Source organism: Phocaeicola plebeius, from assembly GCF_003437535.1.
Taxonomy (GTDB): Bacteria; Bacteroidota; Bacteroidia; order Bacteroidales; family Bacteroidaceae; genus Phocaeicola; species Phocaeicola plebeius_A.
The window spans coordinates 201818-214118 of sequence record NZ_QSQT01000002.1; the positions used below are offsets into that span (position 1 = coordinate 201818).

Annotated in this window: 8 protein-coding genes; 5 read left to right on the top strand and 3 right to left on the bottom strand. The window is 45.3% G+C overall.

The annotated features are described in order from the left end of the window. The first annotated feature begins 27 nt into the window (after positions 1–27). On the top strand, positions 28–834 hold the full coding sequence (locus tag DXD04_RS02150; protein ID WP_117670440.1) for an AraC family transcriptional regulator: 807 nt from the start codon (positions 28–30) through the stop codon (positions 832–834). 66 nt (positions 835–900) lie between these two features. Here the strand turns inward: DXD04_RS02150 and DXD04_RS02155 are convergent, their stop codons facing one another. Beyond that, positions 901–1872 (bottom strand): type I phosphomannose isomerase catalytic subunit, encoded by a 972-nt coding sequence (locus tag DXD04_RS02155; RefSeq protein WP_117670442.1) that lies wholly within the window; start codon positions 1870–1872, stop codon positions 901–903. Positions 1873–2087: 215 nt separating this feature from the next. On the opposite strand from DXD04_RS02155, the gene DXD04_RS02160 reads away from it, so the two are divergent. Together DXD04_RS02160 and DXD04_RS02165 are read left to right on the top strand one after the other, a co-directional pair. Continuing rightward, entirely contained in the window at positions 2088–4778 is a 2691-nt protein-coding gene (locus DXD04_RS02160; RefSeq protein WP_117670444.1) for a TonB-dependent receptor, read from the top strand. Positions 4779–4834: 56 nt separating this feature from the next. Continuing rightward, entirely contained in the window at positions 4835–6118 is a 1284-nt protein-coding gene (locus tag DXD04_RS02165; RefSeq protein WP_117670446.1) for a hypothetical protein, read from the top strand. Positions 6119–6182: 64 nt separating this feature from the next. Here the strand turns inward: DXD04_RS02165 and DXD04_RS02170 are convergent, their stop codons facing one another. Further along, positions 6183–6941 carry a YaaA family protein gene (locus DXD04_RS02170; RefSeq protein ID WP_117670448.1) on the bottom strand — a complete coding sequence of 253 codons (759 nt, stop codon included), beginning with the start codon at positions 6939–6941 and terminating at the stop codon, positions 6183–6185. Positions 6942–7054: 113 nt separating this feature from the next. Between DXD04_RS02170 and DXD04_RS02175 the strand changes: the two genes are divergently transcribed. Beyond that, positions 7055–7573, top strand: coding sequence for a TlpA family protein disulfide reductase (locus tag DXD04_RS02175; protein ID WP_117670450.1), 519 nt, complete (start codon positions 7055–7057; stop codon positions 7571–7573). A 167-nt stretch (positions 7574–7740) separates the two neighbouring features. On the opposite strand, the gene carB is transcribed toward DXD04_RS02175, so the two are convergent. Beyond that, positions 7741–10965: a carbamoyl-phosphate synthase (glutamine-hydrolyzing) large subunit gene (carB, locus tag DXD04_RS02180; RefSeq protein WP_117670452.1), complete on the bottom strand. Its 3225-nt coding sequence runs from the start codon at positions 10963–10965 to the stop codon at positions 7741–7743. 239 nt (positions 10966–11204) lie between these two features. On the opposite strand from carB, the gene trpS reads away from it, so the two are divergent. Further along, positions 11205–12299: a tryptophan--tRNA ligase gene (trpS, locus tag DXD04_RS02185; protein WP_007559732.1), complete on the top strand. Its 1095-nt coding sequence runs from the start codon at positions 11205–11207 to the stop codon at positions 12297–12299. Positions 12300–12301: the final 2 nt, after the last annotated feature.

A 12301-nucleotide genomic window follows, 5' to 3' on the forward strand; every position in this document is an offset into this window, starting at 1 on the left:
ATTACCATTTTAAGCCATCCTCAGAGAATGAATCAGGAACAGGAAAGCTATATTTCGCTGATAAAGCAGACGAGTAAGGAGACCATCCGTATCAAGAAAACCGGATGGGAAGAAATTAAATTGCCGGGCCATGCACATGAAAAGTGCCAGATTATCTATACCCTTTCCGGCACGTTGCATGTACAGATAGGTTCCACAAGCTATTTTGTGCCAGAGAAGCACATCGCTTGGATACCCGGCTGTACGGAGCATGAATTGTCCAGCAAGAACCGGCAGGTGTCACTGGTTATTTTCTATCTGTCGCTGGATGCGGATGACAAGGATACCGCCTTGAAAGAATTCTCCATTTATCATACCAACTCCTTCATTGCAGAGAACTTGAAATTTATTGCTTCCAAGGGGACGGAGATAGAACAGGCTGATTCTCCCGATTTGTATGCCTTTGCACTCAGCTTTTTCAAACTGCTGCCTTCCATCAGCCAGGATATGGGCTTCTTGTTGAAGATGCTGGCCATTCCCAATGATGCACGTTTGCATCCTATTCTGGCCTATCTGCAGGAGCATTTGCATGAGAATTTGAAGATGCCGCAACTGGCTGCTCGTTTCGGATTCTCTGTGCGCAACCTGAGTCGTTTGTTCAATGAGTCGGGTATACGTTTCAGCTATTATGTGAACAATCTGAGAATCATGCGGGCTATCGAGCTTTTTGCCGATGGGGGAAGGACCATGCAGCAGATTGCATACGAAGTAGGTTTTGCCACTCCCAACCATTTCAATCGTGTGTTCCGCCAGATTACAGGCGTATCACCTAATGCTTTTGTAAAAAATGACTGAGTCCCTTTCTCTGCCTGAAACAGGACAAAAGAAAAGGACTCAGCAATAAGTATAAATCAAATCAGATTATACGTAAGTTTCCAGGAAAGATACTTCTCCTTCCGGTACAACTTCCAGGTTCTGGGTAGTAGCCGGGAACAATACTGATTCACCTGCTTTTACGCTGATGCGGTTGCCTTCGTTGTCAGTAACGGTGCAGGCTCCCTTCATGCAGATGTAAATGACAAACGAATCCAGTTCGCTATAGTCCATGTTCATGGTTTCTGTCAGGTTATAAACAGAAGTGGTGAAGTACGGACAGCTTACCAGTTCCACTGGTTCGTCTTTACGCGGTTCATAGTGCGTACGATAATCATCAGATACAGTATAGTCGATGGCATCTTTTGAAAGTTCCGTATGCAGTTCACGCAAGTTACCGTTCTTGTCTCTGCGGTTGAAGTCGTAAATACGGTACGTGATGTTGGAAGTCTGCTGTATTTCTGCCAGGAAACATCCGGCTCCGATACTGTGGATACGTCCTGCCGGCAAGAAGAATACATCGCCCGGCTGTACGTCATATTTGTCGAGGGCATCACAAATTGTATTGTTTTCAATCATGTCGGCATATTCCTGCGGAGTAATCTGTTTTTTCAAACCTGAATACAGGTGTGCCTGTCCGCCGGTATTGTCGATGATATACCACATTTCTGTTTTACCCATAGACTGGTGGCGCTTCATGGCCAGTTCATCGTCAGGGTGTACCTGAATAGACAAATCCTGCTTGGCGTCAATAAACTTGATAAGCAAAGGGAACTTGCCCTGGAATCGCTTGTAGTTTTCTTCTCCTACCAGCTTTCCTTTATATTCTTCCATCAGCTGAGTCAGGTTCTTGCCGGCATCTGCACCTTCTGCTACTACAGATTCGTCGCCCGGTACGTCTGAGATTTCCCAGCTTTCTCCCACTTGTTCCTGCTGACAGTCCAGTTGTTTAAAAGGAATAATACGCTCTCCTCCCCAAAGGGTCGATTTTAAAATAGGTTTGAATTTCAAAGGATACATAATCTTATTTATTTTGGTCTGTACAAAAATAGGAAAAACTATGATTATACCTTATATAATTGGGGAGAAAAAGAAGATATGAAGTATTCTTTTGATTTCTCAAATCAGAAATACAAACGTAATCTTTGCGTAAATGAAATGTACATCTCATGAAGTTCTGCTGTAACATAAACACTCCATCTTTGCAACGGAAAAAAGAAATGCATGAATAGATTATGAGATTAGGTTTTAAGGAGATTGTTTTTGTTTCAGGTTTCTTAGCTTGTTCTACTATGCCGATGGTAGCAGAGACTATAAAAGGTACCATTGTAGACAAGCAGACTAAAGAACCATTGACGGGAGCTACCGTACAAGTGCTTGGAAGTACAGTAGGGGCTGTAGCCGATCTTGACGGAAATTATATTTTGGATGTCCCCGGTGGAGTATATGACCTTGTGGTGAAATACGTGGGATACACCGACATTAAGGCTGGGGCTGTAAAAGCAAAAGGCAAAGATGTGGTGCTGAACTTTGAGATGGAAAGCGATGCACAAGCCTTGAGTGAAGTCTCCGTTGTTGCACGTAAAAACCTGGAAGGGGAACGTGCGTTGAGCATGGAACGCCAGAAAGCCACTGTAGCTATTGAAAACCTTGGGGCAAAAGAAATGAGCGTGAAAGGTATCAGTAATGTACAGGAAGGCGTGAAGAAAATAACCGGTATCTCGATTGCCAGTGCAGGACAGCTGATTGTGCGCGGATTGGGTGACCGATATAGTACGACTACCTTGAACGGACTGCCGATTGCTTCCCCGAATCCGGATAACAAACTGATTCCTTTGGATTTGTTTCCTTCAAGTACGGTACGGAACATAACGGTCAGTAAGGTATATGAAGCTGGAACTTTTGCAGATTATTCAGGAGCACACATTGACATCAGTACCAAAGAAAATACCGGAAAAGACTTTTTCTCCATCGGTTTCAATACAGGAGGTCGGTTCAATACAATTTTCCAGGATTTCTATAAAATGGATCAGCAGTATTCCTTGTTCCGTAATCCGGGCATTAATCAGAAATACATTGACATGCCTAAGGCGGATTTTTCAACTGCCATTGCGAAGGAAAATCCTTTTCATACAACCTTCGATGTGAATAAGAGTACAAGTCTTCCGGAATTTGGCGGTAATATAGCCGGCGGAAAGAACTGGGATGTAAATGGACAGAATCTGAGTCTGTTGGCCGCGTTGAGTGCAAGCAATACCAATGAAACCACAAAAGATGCTTTTTATCGCACACTTGAAGCCGGAGGTACGACTCTCGACCAGTTTAATTACGACAGTTACCGTCAGGAACTGAAACTGGCAGGACTTGGTAACCTGGCTTATACACTTAGAGAGGCCGACCGTATTGGGTACACCTTCTTCTATGCACGTAACGCGGAGAATACCTACATGTTGCGACAAGGAGAAGACTATGAAGACAATGAACTGATAGGTAACAACTCTGTAACTCATATTTATACCCTTCAAAATCATCAGCTGAATGGACACCATGAGTTTGGACAGCAGTGGGATTTGAACTGGAGCGGTTCTTATAGCAAGACTTCCAGTGAGGAGCCTGACCGCAGACAGGTGATGTTTGAAAAGGCTGGTAACTCTCTGGAACTGTTCGACCTGAACAAGCAGGAGAATATGCGTTATTTCGGCTCGCTGAATGAAGAAGAATGGGTGGGCGATTTGCGAAGCTCTTATCGCTATGGTGACAATAACCTGATACGCATGGGAGCTACTTACAAAGACAAGAGCCGTACGTTCCGTTCTACCCGTTTCTACTATGATGTAAGCCGTTTCAATCCTGAAATAGAGGATATTTACCGGACTTCCAGCTTTATGGGATATGATAATATTGCCAATGGAGACATTGCTATAATCCGTGACCAGCAGCCGAAAGACCAGTATGATGCCGGACACTCCATCTATGCCGGATTTATTGATGCGGAATATTATCCGACGGCCAATTTCCTGGTGAATATCGGAGTGCGTTATGAATACAGTCACCAGTGGGTAAATTATGCGACAGACGGAGGTGAAGCCAAACGGAATGAGGTGAACTGTCATGACTTCTTTCCGGCCATGAACTTGAAATATACAGTGAACGATGCCAACAGCCTGCGCTTCTCGTTCTCACGTACGGTAACGCGTCCGTCATTCATTGAAATGGCTCCTTTCCTCTATCAGGAATCGTATGGAGCAGCCATGATTCGAGGTAATGCAGAATTGAAGAATGGATATAACTACAATATCGACTTGCGCTATGAACGCTTTGACCAGCAGAACAGCAACAATATGTTCTCTATTACGGGTTATGCGAAAATCCTGGAAGACCCGATTGAACGTACACAGACCTTGTCGGGTGGTGCGGCTGTTCACTCTTTCCAGAATGCAGATACGGGTGTGGCTGCCGGAGTGGAAGTGGAATTCCGTAGAGAATTGTTCCGCGACTTCCGCGTAGGAGCCAATGCTTCTTACATGTACACCAACGTACAATTGCCGGAAGGTGGAGCCTATACCAACGCACAGCGTTCCCTGCAGGGTGCTTCTCCTTACCTGGTGAATGCGGATATCAGCTATGCTCCTAAGTTTAAGAACGATACACAGCTGACTGCTACGCTGCTCTATAACCTGCAAGGACCACGCATTCATGCGGTAGGTATTTCCGGATTGGGCGACGTGAAACAGGAAGACTTGCATACGCTGGATTTCGTAGCCACTTACAAACTGAATGACCACTGGAACTTTAAGTTGCAGATGACCGACTTGCTGAACCAGGACATCGTGTTCAAGCAGGAAGTGAAAGACGGCAGAAAGCTGGAAGTGGAACGCTACGGAAGAGGAACTACCTTTGAGTTAGGTTTTAGCTATACATTATAAAAATTCATAAAGGAAAAAATTGAACACTATCTAAACTTTTTATTAACGAGAAAAGTATGAAAACAATGAACTTGAAATTTATGTCGATGGCTGCAATCGCTGCTATGACTTTGTGTACTGCTTGTAGTGAAGATGACAACACTCCGAATCCGGAACCTCCTGTTGCAGATGCGTATTCTTCTGAGTTGTTCTTGACTGCAGCAAACAATAACGCAATCAATTATAATTTCAGCAATACATTTACAAACAAATTTGTCGGTACGATTGACGGTGGAGCCGACATGACGAAGGTAGATAATTTCTTTGACGCAGCTGCATATCGCGGTGCTGTTCCTGCTAATAATGACTGGACAGCCGGATGGATTCGTACAAGCGGTAACGGTGATGAAACAAGCGCAAACGCAGTAGAAACATTGACAGGTACTCTGACAACAAATAAAACACTGGAAGCAAATAAAGTATATGCACTTAGCGGTGACTATATTGTGAAGACTGGTGCTACACTGACTATCCAGGAAGGTGTGAAAATCGTAGCTAAGACTGGTGATGAGTCAGTAGATTATATCTTGGTACAGCAGGGTGCTAAAATCGAAGCTGTAGGAACAAAAGAGAATCCGATTATCATGACCTCAGATAAGAAAGAATCTGGTGCATGGGGCGGTCTGCACATATGCGGTAAAGCTCATACCAATGCAGAAGGTGGTGCCGGTAAATCTGAAATCGGTAATGCAGCTTATGGAGGTTCTGCTGACAATGATAACTCTGGTACACTGAAATATATTCGTCTGGAAAATACCGGATATGCATTGGACTCTGAACATGAAGCAAACGGTATTTCTTTCTATGGCGTAGGTAACGGTACTACAGTAGAATACGTACAGGCTTACAATGGTTCTGACGACGGTTTTGAATTCTTCGGTGGTAGCGTTGACGTGAAACACATGGTAGTGACCAACTGTAGCGATGACTCTTTCGACTGGACTGAAGGATGGAACGGACGTGGTCAGTTCCTGGTAGCTTATCAGGAAGCAAAAGAAACACTCGGATTTGATTGTGACTGCTTGATGGAATGCGATAACAATGGTAAGAACTTTGCAGCCACTCCGGTAGCTTGTCCTACTTTGGCTAACCTGACCTTGATTGGTAACGGCGGTGAGAAACAAGGTGTTCGCTTGCGTGCCGGTACACAAGTGAAGATGTACAATGCCCTGATTTCTGGTAAAGGAAAATGCTTGACAACTGAAACTACAGAAACAGAAAAGGCATTGGTAGACGGTACATCTGTATTGAACTACGTAACTTTGGCTACGGATATTGAATGTAACGGTGCTGAAGAATAAGAAATAGATTTCATTTGATTGATGGCGGTCTGTCGGGAGAAATGGCTCGGCAGACCGCTCTTTTTTATTGGAGAATGAAATGCATTTTTCCGTCTTCTTCTCCGTGATAGGAAAAGCCTTCCCATTCAAAGTCTTTCAGTTGTTCCGGATGTACTATCCGGTTTTTCAGGATGAAGCGGGTCATCTCGCCACGGCACATTTTGGCGTAGATAACTACCGTGGTAGGTTTCCCGTTTTTCAGGGTGTAGAACTCGGGCGTAACGACCTGTACTTCCCGGCAGACTTTTTCCCAGTCGAACAAGTCTTTCATTTCACCACTGGCCAGGTTGACAAGAATGCCTCCTTGTTGCCGGATGGCATCAATGAAATAGTCCGTCAACAAAGGGCGCCAGTATTCAAACATGGTTTTCCGCTCGTGTTCCGGCAATCGTACATTGCCTTCCAATCGGTAATTCTGAATACTGTCCAGCGGGCGGAGCAATCCGTATAAGAAAGAGGTAATCAACAAATGCTGCTGGGCATACCGGAAATCTTCTGCGGTAAAGTCTGCCGGATGGATACGCTTGAACACGATGCCTGTGTAGGCTAGAAGAGCCGGCAGGGCAGGAGTTTCCGGTGAAAGGAACTCGTGGTAGCGCAGGTAGTTTTCGGCTGCTAACTTCGGATTCACTTTCAGCATCTGGGCCAGTTCTTCGGCAGTAAACTGGGTCATGTACAAGGCGTTTTCGCGGGCCTCTTTCAGAAAATGAGGAGTAGTGGTTTCTGGATATGGAGTTTTGCTACGTGCGGTCATGGTCTTGGCACACGAGATAAATGTCATCATACGCGCTCTTGTTTTTCGTTAAAACTATTTACAAAGATAGATTCCTTGGCGGATTTTCCAGCGGTTTACGGTATATTTGTCAGGGTTTAACATTTTATAGAAAGGAAAGAACAATGAAAAATTTACGGATTTGGAGCCTTTTGTGTCTGATTTGGATGGGCGTACTGGCTGCTTCAGCACAAGACACCGGGAAAGAAAAAATCAGTTTGGGTGATGCCATGCCTGCCATTACCCTGAGTTCGGAGATATATGGTAAAGTAACACCTGCCGATTTGAAAGGAAAGGTAGTGCTGGTCAGTTTGTTTGCTACGTGGTGCGGTCCTTGTCAGATAGAACTGGCTGAGGTTCAGAAAACCTTGTGGCCGAAATACAAGGATAACAAGGATTTCAAGCTGTTAGTTATCGGCCGGGAGCATACGGATGCAGAACTGAAAAAATACAATGAACGGAAGAAGTTCAGTTTCCCGCTCTATCCGGATCCTAAACGGGAAGTCTTCTCTCTTTTTGCCGACCAGACAATTCCCAGAGCGTACCTGTTCGGAAAAGACGGTAAGCTGATTCATGCCTCAATAGGTTATACGAAGGCTGATTTTCAAGAACTTATGGCTGATATAGAAGCCGCTTTGAAATAAGAAAAAGGTATATGAAAAAAACGTCCTTGCGTTTAAGGGAAAACGCAAGGACGTTTTAGTTGAAACGCAAGTGCATTTTACTTCAAACGCACTTGCGTTTTAATTTAAACGTCAAAGCGTTTTGTTTCAAGCGCTTTGATGTTCTTATTTTCTACCTTTGGTATGCCTTATTTATATTCCTGCCAGCTCTTAATCTGGATTTCATTCTGGTTCATGTGGCAGAATGCTTCGATGAACGCTTTGGCCAGACGTGCGTTGGTAATCAACGGAATGTTGTGGTCGATGGCACCACGACGGATGCGGTAACCGTTGGTCAGTTCCCGTTTGGTGTGGTTTTTCGGGATGTTGACAATTAAGTCGAACTTATGTTCCGCAATCATCTTCATCACATTGTTTTCTGCATTCGGGCGTTCATCTGGCCAAAACACCGGAGTAGTGGTGATGCCGTGAGAGTTCAGGAAGGCAGCCGTACCAGCTGTAGCATAGATGTTGTATCCTTTCTGGTGAAGCATCTGGCTGGCATCCAGCAAATCGACTTTCGACTTGGTAGCACCGGAAGAGAACAGAACAGACTGTTTCGGAATCTTGTAGCCGGTTGCAATCAAGGCATTCAGCAATGCTTCATCGAAGTCGTCTCCCAAGCAACCTACTTCACCGGTAGATGACATGTCTACTCCCAGTACTGGGTCGGCATTCTGCAGACGGGCGAATGAGAACTGAGAAGCTTTTACCCCAATCCAGTCAATGTCAAACGCCAGCTTGTCAGGACGTACGTAAGGAGCATCCAGCATGATGCGGGTAGCCGTCTCGATAAAGTTGCGTTTCAATACTTTTGATACAAACGGGAAGCTACGTGAAGCACGCAGGTTACATTCGATTACCTTCACATCGTTGTTCTTAGCCAGGAACTGGATGTTGAACGGACCGGAGATATTGAGTTCTTTGGCAATCTTGCGGCTGATTTTCTTAATCTGGCGGGCAGTAGCAAAATAGATGTGCTGTGCCGGGAAGACAAGTGTCGCATCACCAGAGTGTACACCGGCAAATTCGATGTGTTCTGAAATGGCATATTCCACGATTTCACCGTTCTGTGCCACAGCATCGAATTCTATTTCCTTGGTTTCCTGCATGAATTGTGATACAACTACCGGATATTCTTTTGATACCTCGCTGGCCATTTGCAGGAAGCGTTCCAGTTCTTCCTGGTCGTAGCATACGTTCATGGCTGCACCACTCAGTACGTATGACGGACGAACCAATACCGGATAACCTACTTTCTTGACAAAGTCTTTCACATCGTCCAGGCTGGTCAGTTCCTGCCAAGCCGGCTGGTCGATGCCCAACTGGTCAAGCATAGCCGAGAACTTGTTGCGGTTTTCAGCACGGTCAATAGAAATAGGAGAGGTACCCAATACCGGAACCGACTGGCGATAGAGTTTCATGGCCAGGTTGTTCGGAATCTGACCACCTACAGAAACGATGACGCCGCGCGGCTGTTCCAGGTCGATGACGTCAAGTACGCGTTCGAATGACAATTCGTCGAAGTATAGGCGGTCGCACACGTCGTAGTCGGTAGAAACTGTTTCCGGGTTGTAGTTAATCATGATAGACTTGTAGCCTAACTTGCGGGCTGTCTGGATGGCATTTACCGAGCACCAGTCAAATTCCACAGATGAACCGATGCGGTAAGCTCCTGAACCCAGCACGATGACTGACTTTTCATTCTTGTAATAGTTGACATCGTATCCTTCTACGGCATACGTCATGTACAAGTAGTTAGTCAGTTCCGGATGTTCGGAAGCTACGGTATTGATGCGTTTCACGGCCGGAAGGATACCTAATTTCTTACGGTAAGAACGAACGGCCAGATTTTCCTTTTCCATGTTACCCTGCTGAGGCTTCAGTACGAAGCGGGCAATCTGGAAGTCAGAGAATCCCATCACTTTTGCTTCACGAAGTACCTCTGCCGGAAGTTCTTCAAGCGAGTTGTAGGTTGACAGTTTATGCTTGTAGTCTACGATATTTTTCAGTTTGCCGATAAACCACGGGTCAATCTTGGTCAGTTCATAGATGCGTTCGATAGAGTAACCTTCTTCCAGTGCCTGTGCAATGGCAAAGATACGCAAGTCAGTCGGATTGGCCAGTTCATCATCCAGGTTGGTGAAGCGGGTATGGTCATTGCCTACAAATCCGTGCATACCCTGTCCAATCATACGAAGACCTTTCTGGATGATTTCTTCAAACGTACGTCCGATAGACATGATTTCACCCACAGACTTCATGCTTGAACCGATGCGGTGAGAAACTCCGGCAAACTTGTTGAGGTCCCAACGCGGAATCTTGCAAATCAGGTAATCTAGTTGCGGAGCTACGTAAGCAGAGTTCGGTGTACCCATTTCTCCGATTTCATCCAAGGTATAGCCCAAGGCAATCTTGGCTGCAACGAAAGCCAACGGATAACCGGTTGCTTTGGAAGCCAGTGCAGAAGAACGGCTCAGGCGGGCGTTTACCTCGATGATGCGGTAATCGTTGGTTTCGGCATTGAAAGCATACTGAATGTTACATTCACCCACAATGTTCAAATGGCGGATACATTGTTTGGACAAATCCTGCAACATGGTTACTTGTTCTTCGCTTAGTGAGCAGGTAGGAGCCACTACGATAGATTCACCGGTATGAATACCCAGCGGGTCGAAGTTTTCCATGCTGGCCACGGTGAAACAGTGGTCGTTGGCATCGCGAATCACTTCGAATTCAATTTCTTTCCAGCCTTTCAGTGATTCTTCCACCAGAATCTGTGGAGAGAAGGTAAAGGCGCTTTCAGCCAGTTCGATAAATTTTTCTTCATCGGGGCAGATACCACTTCCCAATCCTCCTAATGCGTAAGCCGAACGGATCATCACCGGATAGCCGATGGTACGTGCTGCTTCCAGTGCGTCTTTCATGTTTTCTACCGCACGGCTGACCGGAGTTTTCAGAGATTTCTCGTTCAACTTCTTGACAAAGAGGTCGCGGTCTTCTGTATACATAATGGCGTCTACGGAAGTTCCTAACACTTCCACACCGTATTCTTTCAATATACCTTTCTGGTAAAGTTCCGTACCGCAGTTCAGGGCCGTTTGTCCTCCAAAGGCCAGCAGAATGCCGTCCGGATGTTCTTTCTTAATAATTTCAGTTACGAAATAAGGTGTAACGGGCAGGAAATATACTTGGTCGGCAATTCCTTCCGAAGTCTGAATAGTAGCAATATTAGGGTTGATAAGTACCGAGCGGATGCCTTCTTCGCGTAAGGCTTTCAGTGCTTGTGAACCTGAGTAGTCGAATTCTCCGGCTTGCCCGATTTTCAGTGCGCCTGATCCGAGAACCAGGACTTTTTTGAGTTCTTTCTTCATGGTTATAGATAATTTGTTGTGGTATCGTTAAAGGTAGTCCCTGTCAGGCAGATGGTTGTCTGCAGAGACCTCTTGCAAAGAAACGATTTATTTTGAAGAAAACAAAGGATTTATATATCTTTAGAGAAGATAGGATGCGGTTCGAAAGCTCTTTCACTCAAAAGCAAGCTTTTGGCTTGGAGCTTCGCTCACCTTTCGCTATCTTTGCTGCAATTTAAAAATGAACAATAGCTTATATTATGAAAAAGGAAAAGATTATCTTGACCGGTGACCGTCCGACCGGAAAATTACATATCGGCCACTATGTAGGTTCATTGCGCCGACGTGTGGAATTGCAGAATTCGGGTTTGTATGATAAGATATTTGTGTTCGAAGCTGACGGACAGGCTTTGACGGATAATATTGAAAACCCGGAAAAAGTACGTCAGAACGTGATTGAAGTGGCTTTGGACTACTTGGCTGCTGGACTTGACCCTGCAAAGTCAACCATCTTTATTCAGTCGCAGATTCCGGAACTCTATGAATTGAGTTTCTATTTTATGGATTTGGTAACCGTATCGCGCTTGCAGCGTAATCCTACGGTGAAGACTGAAATCCAGATGCGTAACTTCGAAACAAGTATTCCGGTAGGTTTCTTTACTTATCCTATCAGCCAGGCTGCCGATATTGCGGCATTCAAGGCTACTACCGTTCCGGTGGGAGAAGACCAGGAACCGATGATTGAACAGACGCGTGAAATTGTACGCCGTTTCAACCATATCTATGGCGAAACACTGGTAGAACCGGAAATCCTTCTTCCGGACAATGCGGCTTGTCTGCGTTTGCCGGGTACAGATGGAAAGGCTAAGATGAGTAAGTCGCTGGGCAACTGTATCTATTTGTCTGATTCGGCAGATGAGGTATTGAAGAAAGTGAAGAGCATGTACACTGACCCGACACATATCAAGGTCAGCGATCCGGGTAAACTGGAAGGTAACTGTGTGTTCACTTACCTGGATGCTTTCTGTCAGACAGAACATTTCGGACGTTATTTACCGGAATATGCTAACCTGGACGAGCTGAAAGCACATTACACTCGCGGTGGATTGGGTGATATGAAGGTGAAGAAGTTCCTGGGAGCTGTCATGGAAGAGGTGTTGGAACCGATCCGTACACGTCGTAAGGAGTTTGAAAAAGACATTCCTGCCGTATATGATATGTTGAAGAAAGGTTGTGAAGTGGCTCGTGAAGCTGCCGCTCAGACCATGGATGAAGTGCGCCGTGCCATGAAAATCAACTATTTTGAAGATGCGGCATTGATTGAAGAGCAGGCAAAGCGCTTCTCAGAACAATAAGA

Coding starts and splice junctions, on each gene's coding strand:
- carB (WP_117670452.1), bottom strand. CDS start 10,965: ATGAAGAAAGAACTCAAAAAAGTCCTGGTTCTCGGATCAGGCGCACTG.
- DXD04_RS02155 (WP_117670442.1), bottom strand. CDS start 1,872: ATGTATCCTTTGAAATTCAAACCTATTTTAAAATCGACCCTTTGGGGA.
- DXD04_RS02165 (WP_117670446.1), top strand. CDS start 4,835: ATGAAAACAATGAACTTGAAATTTATGTCGATGGCTGCAATCGCTGCT.
- DXD04_RS02175 (WP_117670450.1), top strand. CDS start 7,055: ATGAAAAATTTACGGATTTGGAGCCTTTTGTGTCTGATTTGGATGGGC.
- trpS (WP_007559732.1), top strand. CDS start 11,205: ATGAAAAAGGAAAAGATTATCTTGACCGGTGACCGTCCGACCGGAAAA.
- DXD04_RS02160 (WP_117670444.1), top strand. CDS start 2,088: ATGAGATTAGGTTTTAAGGAGATTGTTTTTGTTTCAGGTTTCTTAGCT.
- DXD04_RS02170 (WP_117670448.1), bottom strand. CDS start 6,941: ATGATGACATTTATCTCGTGTGCCAAGACCATGACCGCACGTAGCAAA.
- DXD04_RS02150 (WP_117670440.1), top strand. CDS start 28: ATGAATCAGGAACAGGAAAGCTATATTTCGCTGATAAAGCAGACGAGT.